Source organism: Streptomyces sp. NPDC048172, from assembly GCF_043202595.1.
Classification (GTDB): Bacteria; Actinomycetota; Actinomycetes; order Streptomycetales; family Streptomycetaceae; genus Streptomyces.
This window is the reverse complement of record NZ_JBIDAT010000001.1, coordinates 1,488,080-1,506,489: the sequence shown is the minus strand read 5'-3', so window position 1 is coordinate 1,506,489 and position 18,410 is coordinate 1,488,080. Positions and strand designations below refer to the sequence as shown.

At 66.4% G+C, this 18,410-nt stretch carries 9 protein-coding genes and 1 pseudogene; 6 read left to right on the top strand and 4 right to left on the bottom strand.

Features of this window, described 5'->3' with window-relative positions:
* Nucleotides 1–991 precede the first annotated feature (991 nt).
* The gene (locus ACGF3A_RS06960; RefSeq protein WP_393726525.1) at nt 992–4,123 is read left to right on the top strand and encodes a hypothetical protein; all 3,132 of its coding nucleotides are present in this window, start codon (nt 992–994) and stop codon (nt 4,121–4,123) included.
* 546 nt (nt 4,124–4,669) lie between these two features.
* Here the strand turns inward: ACGF3A_RS06960 and ACGF3A_RS06955 are convergent.
* The 3 genes from ACGF3A_RS06955 to ACGF3A_RS06945 are packed head-to-tail and all read right to left on the bottom strand — an operon-like array spanning nt 4,670 to nt 11,840.
* On the bottom strand, nt 4,670–7,336 hold the full coding sequence (locus ACGF3A_RS06955) for an RNaseH domain-containing protein (protein WP_393726523.1): 2,667 nt from the start codon (nt 7,334–7,336) through the stop codon (nt 4,670–4,672).
* A complete protein-coding gene (locus ACGF3A_RS06950) occupies nt 7,330–10,680 on the bottom strand; it encodes a hypothetical protein (protein ID WP_393726521.1) in 3,351 nt (1,116 codons plus the stop codon). Before ACGF3A_RS06950 ends, ACGF3A_RS06955 begins: the two co-directional genes overlap by 7 nt.
* Nucleotides 10,677–11,840, bottom strand: a complete 1,164-nt coding sequence (locus ACGF3A_RS06945; RefSeq protein ID WP_393726519.1) for a hypothetical protein — start codon at nt 11,838–11,840, stop codon at nt 10,677–10,679. The genes ACGF3A_RS06950 and ACGF3A_RS06945 overlap by 4 nt, the downstream gene beginning before the upstream one ends.
* 519 nt (nt 11,841–12,359) lie before the next feature.
* On the opposite strand from ACGF3A_RS06945, the gene ACGF3A_RS06940 reads away from it, so the two are divergent.
* Entirely contained in the window at nt 12,360–13,280 is a 921-nt protein-coding gene (locus ACGF3A_RS06940) for a DUF5655 domain-containing protein (RefSeq protein WP_393726517.1), read from the top strand.
* Nucleotides 13,281–13,370: 90 nt separating this feature from the next.
* Here the strand turns inward: ACGF3A_RS06940 and ACGF3A_RS06935 are convergent, their stop codons facing one another.
* On the bottom strand, nt 13,371–14,120 hold the full coding sequence (locus ACGF3A_RS06935) for a DNA-methyltransferase (RefSeq protein ID WP_393726515.1): 750 nt from the start codon (nt 14,118–14,120) through the stop codon (nt 13,371–13,373).
* A gap of 620 nt (nt 14,121–14,740) precedes the next feature.
* Here ACGF3A_RS06935 and ACGF3A_RS06930 point away from each other — a divergent pair.
* The 4 genes and pseudogenes from ACGF3A_RS06930 to ACGF3A_RS06915 all read left to right on the top strand — a co-directional run bounded on the left by ACGF3A_RS06930 (nt 14,741) and on the right by ACGF3A_RS06915 (nt 18,386).
* Nucleotides 14,741–15,872, top strand: a pseudogene (locus ACGF3A_RS06930) (C40 family peptidase).
* 76 nt (nt 15,873–15,948) lie between these two features.
* A complete protein-coding gene (locus ACGF3A_RS06925; RefSeq protein ID WP_393726513.1) occupies nt 15,949–16,257 on the top strand; it encodes a DUF6112 family protein in 309 nt (102 codons plus the stop codon).
* Entirely contained in the window at nt 16,257–16,943 is a 687-nt protein-coding gene (locus ACGF3A_RS06920) for a hypothetical protein (RefSeq protein WP_393726511.1), read from the top strand. Before ACGF3A_RS06925 ends, ACGF3A_RS06920 begins: the two co-directional genes overlap by 1 nt.
* Nucleotides 16,944–17,006: 63 nt before the next feature.
* Complete coding sequence (locus tag ACGF3A_RS06915) at nt 17,007–18,386, top strand: ATP-binding protein (RefSeq protein ID WP_393726509.1); 1,380 nt, start codon at nt 17,007–17,009, stop codon at nt 18,384–18,386.
* The last annotated feature ends 24 nt before the right edge of the window (nt 18,387–18,410 follow it).

Here is an 18,410-nt window from a genome sequence, read left to right as displayed (position 1 = left end):
CAGCACCTCTGACCAGGTGATTCGCGTCTTTCAGCTCTGTCACGGGCTTACCTTTCTGTACGGCGAGATGTCCCTCAGAAGTCCCTGTGACAGAGCTGAAAGTCCCTGAAAAGTCCCTGGGATGTACCTGGCAGACCGGTCAGTGACCTGGTCGCTGGCAGCGTTTCGCGCACCGACAGCGCAGCCCGCAGCGAGGCGTCCGCCATGCCGGGTGCGACTGGGGCTCCACCTCCCGACTACACGGGGTTGACGGACGTGGGTACCGCTTGGGGCGGATCGATCTCCGTACGACGTACACACAGCAAACGGATGGCGAGTCGGCAGCCACCAGCCCAGGCGGTTCGGACTGGTGTTCTTCCGCTCGCCATCAGCCACCTGCTGGTCCTCTACGTCGGCAATATGCAGATGCCCCCCGAACCGAGCGGCGCATACGTCAATGGCCCCATCACTAGAAAGCCGTTCGCGGGGCAAGGCGGGTGGCATAGCCTGGGGGTCGATCGCACCACGACAGTTCACCTGCTCGAAGAGTGAGGCACATGCCCGTCTTATCCTCGCAGTCGCTTGGAGCGGCCTTCCGCTCTCGCGCGTCGGCAGCTGCCATCTCGGCTGTGTCCGCTGCCGCCATCGCTGTCATCGTCAACGTGTGGACAAGCACCTGGACTTGGCCCGCCGGAGTCAGCCTCGGAACGCTACTTCTGATTCAAGTGCTCTTCGAACGGAGCCGGGCTCGCGCAGCCGACGACACACCTTCATCCCCGTCCTGTTGGGTAGTGGAGCAAGACTTCGCGGACGTCTCGGACAGCAGCATCACCGCGGCACGCCGTCCCGCAAGTGGCGGTGATACGGAAGTGCGGCAGCGTCTTGGTTCGGTAAGCCAGTCCACAGTCGTCGGCGTTGACAGCAACAGCGACCAGTGAGGATCGACGAAAGGCCGGGGGTCCCGGCGGAACTGGACAGGAAATCCGACTCTTTCGTCGGACGTCAATGGGCAATGGCTGAGATCGCGTCCTGGTACGAGACCGCCGAACCGCTACTCATCATATCGGCTGAACCTGGAGTCGGTAAATCCGCGCTCGCGGTACGGCTGGCGCAAATCTCGCTCGGCGAGGCGCCTCCCCCACAGGGGATCGGGCCAGGCTGGCTCCACGCGTGGCACTTCTGCCAGGCCCAGAGATTCGGTTCGCTGAACATTCGAGGAGTGCTGGAAGGGGTGGCCGACCAGTTGCGCGCCACGCTTCCGGGGTACGCCGAAGCGGTGGCGTGCAACGCTCCTACAACCACCATCGCGATTAACCAGGAGTTCACGGGGCCTGTACAGAACTCCAACGTGATCGGGGTCAACCGACTGGTTCTTCCTGACGTCGAACCACTTCGTCTACTGGACAACCTGCTCCGACAGCCACTGTCTGAACTCGGGACCCAAACCGTCATCCTGCTCGACGCCGTGGACGAGACTGAGGAACAAGCAGATGGACAGCAGACGCTGGCCCGGCTGCTGTCCATGCTGCGCACCGAGCCCGTACCAGGGCTTCGTCTTGTGCTCACCACACGCAACGGTCCCACCGCTGAGCGCTTCTCTCATGGCCGACAATTGCGTCTCCAGCACGACGAACCTGCAGGTACACACGACGTACTTGCCTATCTACAGGGCCGCCTCCACGACAGAGGAGTCACCGATCCCACACGTGTCGCGCAATCGATCGCTCACTTCGCCGACGGCAACTTCTTGTTCGCGACCCTTGCCGCATCCGAGGATGCCGAATGGCTGCGTCTCCTGGTCTCGGGGGAACGTGCTCTACCGCGCGGGCTGGCGGACCTCTACAGCAGCTTCCTCGACCGCCAAGTGACCGCCGACCCCCGCCGATGGCGGGAGGTTATCCGGCCGGTTCTCGGTCTCTTGGTGCAAAGCCGGGGCGACGGCTTCACACGACGCCAGCTGGCCCAGCTGTCCGGTCTCCGTCAATCAGCCGTCGATGACGCATTGGAACTGTGCGCTCCCTATTTGCGGGGGCCGCGGCCTGACGGTCCCTTTCTCCCCTTCCACGGGTCGTTGCGTGACCACCTGCGCTCGGAATTCCGGCATGGCATCTACCCGCGAGAATCGATAGAGAGGATCATCTCGACGTTCCGCACTGATGCAACAAATCCCCACGGCGTGGAGAACCTCTTGGGCTACATGGCCGACCGTGCCCATCTCGCGGGCCTCGGAACAGGCAACGAGGGCACCCCCGGACACGACCGTGGGAATCCGCGAGAACTGCGAGAGCTAGGTGAGGCAGTCACAGACTGCGGCTACCTGAGCGCGCGTATCCAGGCAACGGGCGTGGACTCGCTTCTGGATGAGATCGCTGCTCTGCGAGACTCATTCCCAAGGTTCCCAGTACTCGGCTCGGTGCACGGGATACTCGGACGCCAGGCTCACAACCTGCGCATCGGGGCACCGGGGGGCATGACTTCGTTCGCCACCCAACAGCTCCTGTACGAGTGCTCAGTGAGCGGGAACTCTGGTCTCCTCCGTCATTCTCGGGGCCCCGAACGCTCGCCGGTCTTCGCAGCCTTGTGGAGCGCCGGTAGCGAGAACTCCCGGCTTTTGTCCCACACGCTCGCCACCAGTGAATTCTTCGTGGATGCCCTGGCCATGTCTCAGGACGGAACCAGAACAGCGCTCTGCGTACACACCTGGCGCAGGAACGACAAGAGCACGACCGTGAAGGTCTTCGACACGGAGACGGGTTCGACGATTCGAGAGTTCTCGCTCTCCGAGAACGGGCTGAAGGTGCGCAGTCTCCGCTTCAGCGACGACGGTCGGCGCCTGCTGGCCCTGCGGGTGGACCAAACGAGCATGGCTTGGGACCTGTCCTCCGGAACCAGAGAACCGGTGCTGCCCGACGAGATCAGAGAGCTCCAGCCAGCTTCCCAATCATCGGAACTCCCGCCCTACGCGATCCCCGGGCAGGTCCCCCCGGACCTCGACGAGTTGGTCGTGGCGATCACCCCGGATCGCCGGTATGCGGCCATTGGTAAAGGCCACGGCAACACAGTGACCATGTGGGATCTCGCCAATCGCACCACCCTGGGACGCTACGACGCCCACCGGATCAATCACCTGGCCATTTCACCTGACGGCCGGTGGGTGGTCGTGGGCTCGGCCATCGGTGGAGCCCACGTCCTCAGCCCATTGTCACCCTCCTCGCAGTTCTCACGGGACGGTCACCTGGGCGCCGTTCGCACAGCATCGTTGCACGACGGCCATGCGGCGACCCTGGGCCATGACGGTGACCTGAAGATTTGGAACGCGGCCACGGGCCAGCTAGTACGGACTCGGGGCACACCATCTGTACTGGGCGGTGCAGACACTCTCGCCGTGGACGATGAGGCCAGCCTGTGCGTCGTGGGAAACCACGACGGCAGCGCCACGCTCCTTGACCTGCAACGTCCGTCCTTCATGCGCCCCCTCATGGTCGGCGGCGCCCCCTGCGACGAGAACTGGCGAACGCGCGACGGCGCGCAGGACGAGGCGTTGCCTCCGGTGGGAGCCGGCGACTGCCCCCGCACAGAGTGGCCAACCCGGGTCAACGATCGCCATGGCTCCCCTGTGTCGGCTCTCGACATCGCACCTGACGGTCGCCGCATCGCAACTGGAACTCTGAACGGCGTTGTGCGTGTTTGGGATGCAAACACCGGCGACCTGGTACGCGAAGTGACACGGGCCGGTCATCTCGTCCGGTCGGTTCGGTTCACACCGGACGGAAGCCACGTCATCACCGTCGCCCAACTCGGTGGCCCTTTCCTCCATCAGTGGGAGGCAGTGGAGGTGTGGAGCCTCAGCTCCGGCGAGCTGACCCGAACCCTGTGGCCTGATGCTGCCCATCCGCGCTTCACCCTCCCCGCTGAGGACACGGTCGCCGCTCTCACCAGAAACGGACGCTACCTCGCGACAGGGCACCAGCGCGGCACGGTCACGGTGCACAATCTCGCCACCGGGCAAGAATTCGGTCACCTGGCGCTGCACGGAGCCATCACATGCCTGGCTTTCGATGAATCACGACTCCTGGCAGGCACGGCCAACGGTGACGTCACACTGACTGATGTGCGGGGGATGCCTGCGTCAGCGCACCCTTGAGCGTGCGGTCACTTCCAGTGTCCCGGGAGTAATGGCCAAACCATCGACAACCAGTTCCGTATCCCACACGCCCGGACCCGCGACCGTCCTCGTCGGCGAGGAAGCCCCGTAGGCACAAAGTTCCAGGTCACGAGCCTGGTGTGCACACTCCGATACACGTCCCCTCCGCTCCCCTTCACGTGTGATCACCGCGCGAACCGACCAACCGTCGGAGGGTTAAACCAAGGAGGTCAGACTGTGTCTGACCTAGCCCTCAACCGAGCCGCCAGGGGGATTCGAACCCCCGACCTACGCATTACGAGCACGATAGGGCTCATGTCGCGTCATGCTGCGCGATGATCCGTGATCTCAATTTCGCAGATCAGAGCACGTGCCGTGATCCCCATGCACATGCCCCGTGCTGCCTCGTCCAAAGGCGTCCGCGCTCCCCTTGCGCTTCCCTCCGCGACGCTCTAGCTCGAACAGGGACACCAGCGTCTATCCTGAATCCGAGTTGTCGGTTTCGAACAACATCAACACCATGCGGCGCAGGCTCGCACTCCGCGATCAGGAGGCGGCCTCATCGGGCTGCTCGGTCTCGGTTTCAAAGCTGGAACCCCTATACTCGGGGTGATTTCGGTCGACGGCGCCGGCGACGTGGAGCGGGACGGGATGGCGGGTGCGCGCGTCCCAGGCGAGAGACTGGTGGCAGAGCGCCGCTGCCAGTGCGGCAAGATCCTTTGGCTTGTGCCCGCCTGTCTGCGGCACGGTGATCTGGGTCGCGGTGAAACTGTGCCAGTCCTTGCGCAGCAAGGTCTCCCTCAGGTCCTCGGGGATCGTGAAGCGGGTGTACGTGCTGCCGTTGATGGCGGTTTGGCCGAAGCCGTCGTAGCTGCGCGATTTCTGGGCCAAGTACCAGCTGGTTGCCCCTGTGGATGTGGTTCGTTCGTGCAGCCAGTTGTCGGGGGCTTGTGGCCGGGCCGGGTCGCGTCGCCCCCGGGCGTCGGCGCGGTCGACTGGCGTGGGGACCTCGCCGTACGACGTGTTGATGCTGACTACAGCAACCGAACGGCCAGTGTCGTCGAGCCCTTCGCTGGGGAGCGTTCCTTCGCCGAGTCGGGCGTGCTGGAGTCCTGGCCAGATGGTCCGGCACGCCTCGGTGTCCACGACGAGGACGAGCGGTGTCTGTCCGGGCAGGATCCGTAGCGCGGCTTTGATGTGCTCTCGGACCAGGGCGGCGCCTTCTTTGTGTCGGGCGTGCTGGTCCACACCGATGGGGCCGGAGCCGAAGGCCGCCTCTCCCTGAGGAAGAGGGAGCCAGGCGTGGTCGCGGCGGCTGTACATCTCCAGTCGCCAGGGTTTGTGCGGATCCGGATCAGTGTGGAGGGCCGTGAGAACCTCCACCATCTGTGTCTTGTCGGCGGAGCCGAACTTTGCGCTGACCCGCTGCTGGCGTAGATGCAGTCCAACCAGGATCGTGGGGCGATCCAGTGCGACGCCCTCGGCGAGACGTCCGTCGACCGCGCCGAGGCGGAACAACAGGTCACGCAGTCCGTTGATGGCCGGGTAGTCCAGGCGCGGACGCTTCTGCTTGGACTGCTTGGCCTCCTCGCCTACCTGTGACTCTGCGTCAACGTCACCAGCCATGGCACGAATGTCGGTGCTCGGCTCCGAGTCCTGGGACGGTCCTTCTTCGTCTTCGGGCTTTGGCGGCTTCGGCCGGGGGCGCTGGGCAATGAACTGGGAGACCGCTCCCCGTCGATGGAAGTGCCTGCGGAGATCCTGCTTCGGGTCGTAGACGTCCGGCTGGCCCCTGCGAGGGGTGCGCTTCTTCGGGTTCCAGATCGTCTCGACCCACACGCCGGTGAGCATGGTGCTCGTAAGTGGTGAGAGAAAGGAGAGTTCACGATGCCAGTCGACCGGCGTCGGTGAGGTCAGAGCGGGCAAGCGCCGCAGATGTACGCGCAGCCGATCCGTAAGCCGGTGGTCACGGTTGTCTCCCCACTCCTCCGTCTGCTCCGATTCCTCGAGATATGGAGTAAGTGCGGTGATCATCCGCTCACGCGTGTACTCGTCGTCATACAGCGCGAGGATCCGGATCTTGTTCTGTCCGGTGCCGCTCAGAGCGTGGTCGAGATCGTCCCGCGCGACGGGACCTTTCGTGTGACGGACGACCTCGACGTCGGTTCGTTCGTACACGACCTGCTCGGCTTTCAGCTTCGCCGCAACCTTCTTCACGTGGTTGGCGAGGTAGAGGTTGAAACGCGTGCCTGTGCCCTTGCCCAGCGGATGCTCGGTGGGTCCGGGCACCAGGGCACGCACCGAAGACTCTTTGACCTCGGCGAGTGTCTCGTTGGTGCCAAGTTTGATGGCTTCCAGATTGCACGCAGCGACGACTTGGGCGGCGAAGTTGCGGGCATAGGGCTCCCATCCTTCGCCAGCACGACGGTGACCGACAGGCAGGCGGAGCACGGTGTTGTTCTTGCCCCGCTCCACGAATGCGGTGCGGGTGCCGGCCCAGTGTGTGGCCAGTCTGCTGAACGTGGGCAGAACGTGGATGCCGATCCGAGGCTCGCCGGGCAGCGTGACCACCCGGAAGTCGATCTTGTGCATCGCGTAGCCGACCCTCGCCGGCCGTTCCGTCCTGCCTTTCGATACGTCGTCCCAAGCGAGCAGGCTGCCTCTGGTGTCCATCAGCCATTCAACGCGCCGCCCCGCGCCTGCGGTGCCGGCGGGCAGGTGGAGTGGTTCGCGCGCGAGTTCGGCGGCGAAGTTCCACGCGGCGACTCGATAGAACCACTGTGGCGCGCGTGGCCGGCCGCAGGCTGCGTCGCGGATGAAGGATCCGAGCTTGGGTTTGTCCATTTCGCTCTGTGCCAGGAGCGGGGAGAGGGTGTTGGCGTCTGTGCCTCCGTGGATGAGTTGTTCCCAGATGCGGACGGCCCGGGTCAGCAGTCGTGGCGCGATGGGCTTGGTGGTGGCCAGGACGGTGGGCAGCGCACGGTCGTCGTCGGGCATGTTGTCGATGTCCGGCATGATCACGATGGGCTGGTTGGTCACCGCGGAGAGTGCCGTGGCAAGCCCTGCGTATGCGGGACGGATCGGCTTGGAGGTGTCGTTGTCGCGGTAGCGAGGCAGCTGGCTCCATGCCTCGGCAAAGTCCTTGTTCAGTCGGTAGAGGACCACGGTGCCGAGGCGCTCAGGGGCGAGGAGGTAGGCCAGGGAGGTCAGCATGCGGTGTCCAATGAGTCTGCGGTGACTTTGTGGCTGTCGGCGAAGGTGAAGAAGGCCCGGAGCGCCTCGCCGTTGGTGGTGAGCATGGTGTCGAGTTCACCGGTGCGGACCCAGTCGGCGCGGAGCTGCTTGATGAGGCTGGGCAGGTCGGAGTTTCCCTTGGGGTCCAGGAAGGCGTAGTCGACGAGGCGGATCCGCCCTGGTGTGCCGCCCCGGCGTGCACGGCCCACTAGCTGGATGATGGAGGCGATGAGCTCGGCGGCGATGGCCTTCTTGGCCCGGCGGGGCAACGCACTGAAGTAGCGTTCGCTGCCCAACAGTTCGTCGAAGTACTGACCGGCTGTCTTCTTGGATCGCGCGAGTTCGAGCCAGGGCTTGTCGCCGGCGCGGTGGTCGTCCAGGGCTCTTACGCCCACGTGGGCGAGCAGTTCGTCGGGGTCGTCGACGATCGACATGGGGCGTACCGCGAGCCAGATGGAGCCGATCCGGGATCGGCGTTCGCCCGGTGTGAGGATGTTGAGGCTGCGTTCGGCTCGCTTGAGCGGCGCGATGAGGATGCGCGCGTGCGGTCGAGCGCCGAAGTCCTCCAGTTGGTCTCCCGAGATCTCGATCCAGGGCCGGTCCTCGGTCTCCGGTTCAGTTGCCGTGTCGGCATCCGCGTCAGGCTTCACCGCGACCACGATCAGCCCGGGTGGGGCACCGGCAGCGCGCAGACCTTCGGCCAGGTCGCGGCAGCTTTGGTAGGAGGTCGTGGCGAGCAGGATCGCGTCCTGAACGCCGGGGACGTCTTGCGTCGCGAGGTCTTCGAGCTCATGCGAGAGTTCACTCCACAGCTTCATGCCGAGCTGTCGCGTGGCCTCCCGTCTCTTCTTTCCGGTGAGCCCTGAGATCCTGATCATTTCTCCCGCCAGGTCCGGAATGGCGCGGGCGTCGATGACCACGGTTGAGCCTTCGTCCGGCACGATGAACTCGGGCCGGATGTGGATGTGGTGCCGGTGTGCTCCCGGCATGTATGCGGTTGCCGAGAGCCCGAGGACTACGCGCGGGTGCCCGGAGTGGGCGAGCGCGGTGATGTGCCCGAGTGAAGTGATGTACCGGTGTGGGTCACCGCCGAACGCGGCGGCGCTCAGTTTGGTCTCGTGGGGCGTCTTGGGATTGTGATCCTCCGTGAAGGCGAACACCAGTCGTCCGAGCGGGCCGTGTGGAATCGCCCTCCAGCTCTCGTAGCCGCCCAGAGCCTGGGTGATCTCCTCTGCCGCGGGGACGCCGGCGAGTTTGAGCTGCGGTGCGTCGTGCACAAAGCTGTACAGCATGCCCCTCAGCGGGACCAGGAACATCCTGCGTACCAACCGGTCGATTACCGCTGCTCTGGTCTTCGACGCGGGGACCCAGGAGGCCAGTGCCTCGAAGAGCTCGCCGCGGGCGTTCTCCAGCACTCCTGCGGCGTCAACGGAGGCGGTGATCGAGCGCACCAGAGACGCGAACTCGCGGACATGCGCTGGTAGAAGATGGCTCGCAACCTTGCTGTCGTACACCGCTTCCATGAGTACCGCCGCCGCCGCAGCATCTCGTGGATCGGGCTCGGCCGACACCTTGGACACGTCATCTGCGAGGAAGGCGGCGAGGTGCCTGCCCAGCCATCCGTCCCAGCGCTGAGGGACGATCCATCGACGGCCGCCTCGCTGCTTGCGCGGCTTCTGGTCGGGCTCGTCCGGGAGCTGGTCACTCAGAGCGAGATCACCTCGGGCCAGATGCATTGTGTAGGTCTCGGCCAGACGCCTGCATTCCGACACGTTCGATCGTGTTCGTTCCTCCAGCGCCCCGGGAAGCCGGCCGAAAGCGCTGACCACCTGAGTGTCCACTTCCAGCAAGGGCCGATCGTGCCCACGATCGCCCCAAGCCAAGGTCAGCCCCCGCCCAGAACGGTCCATCACAGTCGACTGGAAGGCGTCGAGTTCATCGATGAGGACGACCTGGGCGCGTGTCATGAGGAACTTCTCCACGCTGACCTTCTCGTCCACGGTCCCGTCGTCCGCCTCCAGCGGGATGTGCATGCGTCCCTCGTAGAAGTTGGCGTGGGTGGTCACGATGATGCGCGCTGAGCTTGCCTGTCGGGCCAGCCGGAACTTCCCGCATCCCTGCCTGAAAGGACAGACCTTCGGAGTCGGCATGCTCCGATACGGCTCCCCGCGCTCAGCGCGTACGGGGGTCAACTTCGTGCAAGGCTCTCCGCCCGGCACCCACGTGTCGACGGCCTCTTCCACCGAGGCACACGCGGGCAGTTGGCAGGAATAGCCGATCCGGGCGAAGACCCAGTCGACGTAGTCCGGGTCATGCGAGCCGCTGACGGCTCGGTCCAGTTCCCGCATCAGGCTGTTCGGCGACATCAGCGGAACCACTACCGTCGAAGCCTCGGCTCCCAGCCGCGCTCGGACACCCCACTGTTCAAGATCCTGCTCGATCGCGTGCGCAAGCTTCAGCGCGTTCGCGTTGGTGTCGACGACAAGGGCTACGGTGTGCCCTTCCTGTACGGCCCATGTCGCGTAGCTCCGAAGCAAGACGCTCTTCCCTGAGCCTGTGGGAGCACTCAGCACCTGGGTCGGTCCCGCCCGCAACTGCATGGCGTTATCGACGTCATCCCCCTGCACGGTCCGCATCTTCTTGAAGAAGGGTGCGAGAGTCTCAGTCCGGAACGCGCTTCCCATCCCTTCGTCGAGTTCCGAGTTCAACTGCAGGAAGTCTTCAACCTTGAGCACCGCTTCCGAAAGCTCCGGGGCCGTGTGCATGGGAACCGGTTGTGGCTGGACCGGCGGCACCTGGTGCTCCTCGAAGGTGTAGTACGCGAGGACTGGCGCCTTCTGACGGCCTGCCATTGGAACACGCAGTGTATGGGTGTACTCCCCTGGTTTCGCGATCGCGCTCACGGTCAGCGCGGACGCCCGGATGTCGTCCATCTCCGCCAGCAGTTGGTCGGCGCAGGTCCGGGGGTCAAGACCGTGGTGGCCGATTACGTGTTCCTCGCCGTCCTGCAGACGGAAGCCGGGAACGCGGCGCTCAAAGAAGTTCGTGTTGGCGTAATCGCGGAACGCCGTGTCGTTCGCCAGGGGGTTCGCCCTGTGGGCGAGCAGACGGCTGAGACGGCGCTGATCGTCCACAGGAAGATTCGCGAAGGCCGCCCAGGTGTCGTACTTCCCCGTCAACAAGTAGTGCGCGGCCGTCAGCGTGGTGCCTGTCCGGTCATTCGGGAAGTACGCCTGTGCGCAGGCACAAGCGCAGGCAAGTAGCCGCGACAGGAGCCGGGACTGGCTCCGTCCGAGGCCATTACGATCGCGTTCGTCCTTCACTGAGCCCTCCTGGCCTCGGCGAGCTTCTTCTTCACGATCCGGTTCACGTCCTCGACCACGAGGACGGTGTAGTCGGGCAGCAGGTCCTGCAGTTCCGCACGCTGCGCGGTGCCACGGTGATCCGGGAGGACGATGGTCTTCGCGGCGAGCGGTTTCTTGGCGATCTCGTCAGCAAGGCCGGAGGCGCTGGCAACATCCTTGAGGTCGACCGCAAGCTCCCAGTCCAGCTCCTTGATGGCGAACCGCACGTCGTAGAGATCCTGACGGGGCCAGAGTTCAACGGTCAGCGGCGGCTTGCCGTCCCACCGTTTGTACAACTTGAGCTCCTCAATTCCCGGTACAACGATGAATCGCCACACAGAGAATTCGACGCAAACCGTCTGGCGGTTGCCCTCCCGATAGACGGTCTTGGTCGCTGGCTGCCTGCGCACGGTGTCGTCCCGGGGGCGGAGCTTCGGAGGCTGGCCGTCCTTCAGGCCGCGGATGGCGTACTCGGCGTTGTGAGCCCAGTAACTGCAGCGTACGGACGTCCCGTTCACGCGCATGGGCCACTGACATACAGGGCAGGGCCACCAGAAGCGCCCCTCATAGGCGCGATCTGGAGGGAGAGGAACGTAGCGGACTGGAGGCAGAATCCCGGCATCGCTGCACGCGTCAGCGATGTTCTCCCGCTCGCCAGCCGGGTGCTCGGTCGTGAAGCGTCGACGCGTTACGTAGTCCGCATCGCTTGCCCCCGCTTTCAACCCGAGGAACGCCTCGTTCTCGATGAACTCGTGCTGCATCCACGTCCACGTGGGCATCCAGCCACGGCCACGATCCCCTCGTTCCAGCAGCGAGACGATCGCCGAGCATCCGTCGGAGTAGACGTCGTCGCTGATCTCATCCCACTCCAGGATCGTGACCCGGCCCAGCGGATCGTCATCGAAGACATCAGGGGCGATATGCCGAAGCGGCTTCCTCGACAGTTGGTCAACGAGTGCGGCTGGAGTCAGGGCTTCTCGGTCGGCACCGAGGATCGAGTTGACCACCCCGGTCATACTCATGACTTCGCGCCAGGCACGGGGTTCTTCGCGCCGGATCGTCCAGGCGTACCCGAGGCGAATCGTTGCGCTGACCAGCATGGTCCTGCGCCGACTCATAACGGCATCGAGCACCGTCACTCCTCCATCTCACTTTACTGAGTGTTCTTGACAGAGAGCTCTGCGTGATGGAGGTGATGGTGCCGGAACTCTTGGGGCGTGATCGCAAGCATGCCAGTCAGCGTGTCGCGCCCACAAAGCCCCCACGGTGCTGACCAGGTTGTTTGCGCACAGTCGGCGCGGAGCGAAGAAATAGAGGTTCACCCTCTCAGGTGACACGCGACGTCATCCGCCGCGCACCGGGCTACTCACCCACGGCCTCGCGTTGCCCTCCCCCCGGAGGGCGATCGACGGTCTTCCCTGATGACGGACGACCAAGGTGTCAGGCGCTTCTTTCGTGCTGGGCTCCCTCTGCTTTCCGCAGCCTGAACGCGGTGAGGTTCGGGTGAGGAGGTCGAACTCGACGTTGTCCTTTGCACTCCAAGAGTGCCCGCTGTACGGCGGGAAAGACGGTCCATCTGATCTCGCCCGAGGGGGAATAATCCGGTGGCCTCTTCGATTCTCGCCTGGCAGTGATCGTGCTGGAGCGGGGAGGAGTGCGTGGGCGACCTGAAGGTCTTCCGGGTCAGAGGCGGCCGGGCGACGGAGATTCCGGGTGCGTCGGTCGCGGTGGAGCGCGAGCTGCAGTCGCTGATCGAGGCCAATATGGAGGCGATGCTCGGGATCCGGTTCCTGGCCTCGGAGTACCGGACGGGTCGGCATCGCGGGCGGGTGGATTCGCTCGGGCTGGACGAGAGCGGCACACCGGTGATCGTCGAGTACAAGCGGTCGCGAGATCAGAACGTGATCAACCAGGCGCTGTCGTATCTGGTGTGGCTGCGCGACCACCACCACGAGTTCGAGCGGCTGGTCGCCGACCGGCTCGGCCCGGAGGCGGCCGGGGCGGTGGACTGGAGCAATCCGCGGGTGGTGTGCGTGGCGGGGGAGTTCACGTATCACGACACGGTGGCGGTGGAGGAGATCGGCCGTCGCATCGACCTGGTCTCCTACCGCGTCTTCGACGACGTCCTCACGCTGCGGCTGATCGCCTCAGTGGCCGGAACCAGGGGGGCCTCCCTGCGGGCGAAGGCTTCGAATCCGGCGAAGGCGGCCGAGCCGGGGTCGGCGGTGAGCGTGCAGCAGCAGAGGCTGGATGGGGCTTCGGCGAAGGTGCGGGAGCTGTTCGGCGCCGTCGATGAGCGGTTGCTGCTGCCGGAGGGGGCTCGGGTGGAGCCGCAGCAGCATTACGTGACCTACCGGCGGTTGAAGAACTTCGCCTCGGTGCGGGTGCTGCCGCGCAAGGAGGTCGTCGCGGTGAACCTGAAGCTGGATCCGGCGATGGTGGAGTTGGTGGAGGGCTTCACCCGGGACGTGACGAAGATCGGCTGCCTCGGGATCTCGGGAGTCGAGGTGAGCTTGCGCTCGCTCGCGGATCTGGAACGTGCCGAGGGCTTGATTCAGCGGAGCATCGCGGCCTCCTGACCACGCCGCCTCACGAAGGGGCGGTCGCCACCCGTTGCGGGTGTGCGACCGCCCCTTCGCGTGTTCTGCCGTCCTGGCCCCTATCCCGGGTCACTGCTCGGGTCCGGCGAGGTCGAAGTCGTCCTGGGTCAGGGCGTTCGCCAGGCGCTGTTCGGCGATGTCGGCGTAGTGGTCGGACAGCTCGACGCCGATGAACTGGCGTCCTTCGCGCAGGGCGGCGACGCCGGTGGAGCCGGATCCGGCGAAGGGGTCGAGGACGGTGCCGGCCTCGGGGCAGATCTTCACCAGTTCCTGCATCACCTCGACGGGCTTCTGGGTGATGTGGACGCGGTCCTTGCGGGGCTGGCTGGCGGTGTAGAGGCCGGGGAGGTAGACGGGGTTGCGGTTCGCGTCGACCGGGCCCTTGGTGCCCCAGACGATGTACTCGCAGGACTGCTTGAGCCGTCCCTTCTGCGGGCGGGAGACCGGCTTGTGCCACGAGGCGATGCCGCGCCATGTCCAGCCCGCCGCCTGCAGCGCGTCTGTCGTGGTGGGAAGTTGGCGCCAGTCGGTGAAGACGAGGGCGGTGCCGGAGGGGACGGTGGCGCGGTAGGACTCGGTGAGCAGCAGGGTGAGCCAGTACCCGTAGGAGCGCTGGTCGCGGTTCTCGCCGGGGAAGTTGGCGAGCTGGTGCTCGGCGTCCGCGGCGGTGTACTTCGCCTTCGCGGTCCTTCCGGTGCGCTCGGAGCTGGTGCGTCCGCCGGAGTTGTAGGGCGGGTCGGTGATGAGGGCGTCGACGCTGTTGTCCGGGAGTTCGGACAGGACGCTCAGGGCGTCGCCTCGGTGCAGGGTGTAGGGCATTTCAGCGGGCTCTCTCTCGGGGAATAACGCGCACGCAGCCCCTGGGAAAGGGGGCGCGTGCGTGGGAGAAGGCCGGGACCTCGGGCGGTGGATTCGCCTGGGCCAAGGTCCGGCGTGCACCGGAGGTTAGTCACGGATTCCGGCCGCACCAAGCCAGCGACCGACTCGTTCTGAGGGTGCTCTCCGGCTCGTTTGGTGCGGCCGGAAATCGTCTCTACAGTCTCGGCATGCTCGCCGGGCAGGAGACAACTCCACCCTCGTTGAGCTGTGCTGATGCGTGCTGCCTCGCCCAAGGACGGTGGCGTGGATCGGTGCTCCGCAATGTCTTCGACTCGGGGTGAGGGTCTCCCGTATGTGGCGTGTGAGATTACGAGCGCGGCTGGCTGCCGCTCTCCGCAGAAGTGGTCCCGTGGGCGGGCTCTTGATTGCCCGCCCACCGGGCCGCCCTCTCTCCGAGTGAATTCGGATTTTCGACCGGTGTGGTGCGGGTGGCCTTTTCGACGAGAACGCCCGCACCCCGCCGCCTACGCACAAGGAGTTGCCGTGCAACACCCTGAGAAACCCCCGGCTCCGGCGCCGGGACCGAGGCGTGGTTCCCGTTCCGTGACGGGCTGGCGCTCGTGAACAAGACCCTGCTGGCCGTCGGTTCGGTGGTGGTGGCACCGATGCTGCTGATCGCGCCACTCGCCATGGCGATGGCCGGTGCACAAGGCGCCGAGGCGGCCTGTAAAAGATGACGCGGGCGGAGACGTCGACACCACGGCGGTCGCCCAGCAGGTGCGCTCGCCCCTGAAGGGCGGCAAGGCCGCCTCCGTGCGCGTGGCCGGGCTGGATGCTCCCAAGGAGCAGATCCCGAACGCGAAGAAGATCCAGGCCACCGGTGTCGCGTTGAAGATCCCGCCTCGGGGGCAGGTGGTCGCGCTGGCCACCGCGCTTCAGGAGTCGGGGCTTCGGAACCTGAACGACGGCGACCGGGACTCGCTCGGGCTCTTCCAGCAGCGGCCCAGCCAGGGCTGGGGCACTCCGGCGCAGGTGCGTGATCCGGTGTACGCGTCGACGAAGTTCTACGAGCGCCTCAAGCAGGTCTCCGGCTGGAAGTCGATGACCGTCACCCAGGCTGCCCAGGCGGTGCAGGCGAGCGGGTTCCCCGACGCGTACGCGAAGTGGGAGCCGCTGGCCACCGCACTGCACAAGGCCCTCGCCAAGTCCTTCAAGGACGACGGCGGTTCCGGTAAGGACGTTGGCAAGGGCGGTCCAGTCGCTGCTTCCGATGTCGGTGCGTGCGGGGGTGAGGACGGCACACCGGCCGGTCCGATCCCCAAGGGCAAAGTCCCCAAGGGCTACGAGATCCCGGCCTCGGCTCCCGAGCCGGTGCGCAAGGCGATCCGTTGGGGTCTGGGGCAGCTCGGCACCCCGTATCAGTGGGGCGGTTCGTGCGCGGATGCGCACGGCAAGGACCCGATGGGCCGGTGCGACTGCTCCTCGCTGATGCAGGCGTCCTACAAGGCCGGCGGCATCCAGCTCTCCCGGACCACGTACACGCAGGTCAAGGAGGGCAAGCCGGTCAGTCCTGACCGGCCGAAGCCGGGGGATCTGCTCTTTACCCGCGGTACGGCCGCCCGGCCCGAGCACGTCGGGATGTACATCGGGCACGGCCTGATCCTCCAGGCCCCGCGCACCGGCGACGTCACCAAGATCTCCCGGCTCGCCGAGTGGCGCTCCACGATCCTCGCCGCGCGCCGCGTCGCCTAGCGCCCTCTCCCCTCCCCCTCTTCCTCTCGCACGACCTCCGGGGCCTTCGCGCGCCCTGATTCGAACAGGAGTTCCCTTGAAGCTCGCGCAGCATCTCCAGTACCTGGCCTACGACCCCGGCGTCTCGCCGAAGGGTGGCGGCCTGCCCGGCCTCGACGTGCTCAAGAAGGTGATCGGCTCGATCAACCTCTTCGGCATCGTCGCGACGGTCGGCGCCCTGGTGCTCTCGGCCGTGATCTGGGCCTGGGGTCATCACTCGGGTGGTCACCAGGCCGAGCAGAACGGCAAGAAGGGAACTCAGATCGCCGCAGGCGTCGCCCTGCTACTCGGGGCGGCCAACGGGATCGTGGCCTTCTTCTCCGCGATGGGGACGCAGGTCCACTGATGCCGACACTGAAGAAGCAACTCGCCTCGTCGCGGAACACCTCCGGCGAACCGTCGTCGATGCTCCAGCGCTCGGCGATGATCGGCGTCGTCCTCGCGGTGCTGCTGGGCCTTGCCGGACTCACCGCCTACCTGACCCGGACCGACGATCCGCAGCCCCACGCGGACGCCCGCCCGAAGTCCACCACGACGCCCCGCCCGACCGCGCCGCGTCCGGAGGCCAAGGAGGCCGTTGCCGCGCCGCCGAGCACCAGTGATCCGGTGACGTTCGCGAAGGCCGCGACCGAGGCGCTGTGGACGTATGACGCCCGACGTTTCTCCCGGGCCGAGCATCTGGCCGGGCTCAAGGAGTGGATGACCGGCGAGGAGAAGTACGCCGACTTCGCCTCCGTGACCGGTGAGGTGCCGGGCAAGGCGCTGTGGTCGCGGATACGCGACAACCGCCAGCACGCCACGGCGAAGGCGGACGAGGGGCACTACCCCGAGGCGTTCAAGACCGCCATGTCCCAGGACCCCGGGGCGATCACCGAGGCGTACGTCTACGCGGTCACCGTGACCGGCAAGCAGTCCCTGTCCTGGAAGGACGGCGGCACCGGGGCCGAGCCCCGCTCGACCACGCTCGCCATCCAGTGCCGACCCCACCACGACTGCGCCCTTATCGGCGTGCTCCCGGAGGTCGCCCCATGACCACCACCACGAACGCGACGACGGTGAAGGGGGTGCCCGGTGGGAGCCTGTGACCTTCCCCTGATGAACCAGGTCTGCGGCGCCGTCGGCGGCGTGGCCAGCGAGACCGGCGAGGCCATCACCGAGGGCATCGGCGCCTGGATCGCCAAGTCCATGGGCGAGATCGCCCAGTCGGCGGCCGACCTGGCAACCCGGGCCGTGGACAAGACCACCGCCGTCGACCTGAACGCCGCCTGGTTCCGGGAGAACTACGAGCTGATCCTCCCGATCGGGCTCGTGCTGACCGTGGGCACCTTCTGTCTCCAGCTCACCCGCGCCGCCTGGCGCCGGGACGAGCGCGCGCTGGCACAAGCCGCGTTCGGCACGATGATCGGCGTCTTCTTCGCCTTCGCCGCCATCGCCTGCACCACCGTCGCCCTCACCATGGTCGACGCCCTGTCCGCCGGGCTGTTCAAGGCGGCGAACACCTCCGTCGACGACGCGATCCGCCGCGTGATCAAGGTGAATGAGCTGGGGGCGATGTACGGCCTGGGCTGGGGCGTGCCCGCGATCATCGCGCTGGGCTGCGCGGTCGGGGCATTCTTGTACTGGGCCGTGATGGTCGCCCGCAAGGTGGGCATCCTCGTGCTGGTCACGCTCGCGGTCTTCGCGGGTACCGGCGGCGGCTGGGAGGTCGCAAAGCGCTGGCGACGCGGGTGGATCGAGGCCACCGCCACCCTCATCGTCTCCAAGCTGCTGATGACGATCGTCTTCCTGCTCGGCGTCTCCGCGATGGGCAAGTCCGACTCCGACGGCGGGATGGCCGCCCTCTCCGACGCCATGTCCGGCCTGGTCGTGATGGTCCTCGTCCTGCTCTGCCCCTACGCGACCTACAAGTTCGTGCACTGGGCAGCCGACGGCAGCGGCCAGGATGACCTGCACCGTTCCGGGATGGCCGGAGTCGGTACGGCGACCGGCGCGGCGAAGACCGCGGGCCAGCTCGCACTCCAGGCCAAGACCGGCGGCGCGGCGCCGCAGGGCCCCGCCAAGGTCCCCGGCCAGGGCAAGGGCGGCGTCGCCTCGGGCATCGACCCCAGCGGCGGCTCCGGCAGCGGCGGTGCGGGCGAGGCGAAGCAGACCCGCTTCCGCTTCGGTGAGGACCCGGCCGCCCCCGGCGACAAGGGCCGCGCGCTCATCCGCCGTCCCCCGACCGGCGGGGACCGGGGCCAGCCGCTCATCCGCCGCCCCGGTCAGGCCGCCGGTGCGGGTTCCGACTCCGGCGGTCAGGGAGCGCCGGGCTCTTCCGGTCCTGCCGCGCAGGGCGCCTCCGGCGGGCCGACGGGGACGCTGCACCGGCCCTCCTCGCCGGGCGGGACGCCGCCGTCGAGTGGTCCGCCTCCGCAGGGCGGCGCCACGCCGCAGCGATGGGTCTACCCCAGCCCACCGCGTGATTCCGGCTCCTAGAGCCCACCTGTGACGGGGGGCGGG

Coding starts and splice junctions, on each gene's coding strand:
- ACGF3A_RS06960 (WP_393726525.1), top strand. CDS start 992: ATGGCTGAGATCGCGTCCTGGTACGAGACCGCCGAACCGCTACTCATC.
- ACGF3A_RS06955 (WP_393726523.1), bottom strand. CDS start 7,336: ATGCTGACCTCCCTGGCCTACCTCCTCGCCCCTGAGCGCCTCGGCACC.
- ACGF3A_RS06935 (WP_393726515.1), bottom strand. CDS start 14,120: ATGCCCTACACCCTGCACCGAGGCGACGCCCTGAGCGTCCTGTCCGAA.
- ACGF3A_RS06920 (WP_393726511.1), top strand. CDS start 16,257: ATGCCGACACTGAAGAAGCAACTCGCCTCGTCGCGGAACACCTCCGGC.
- ACGF3A_RS06915 (WP_393726509.1), top strand. CDS start 17,007: ATGAACCAGGTCTGCGGCGCCGTCGGCGGCGTGGCCAGCGAGACCGGC.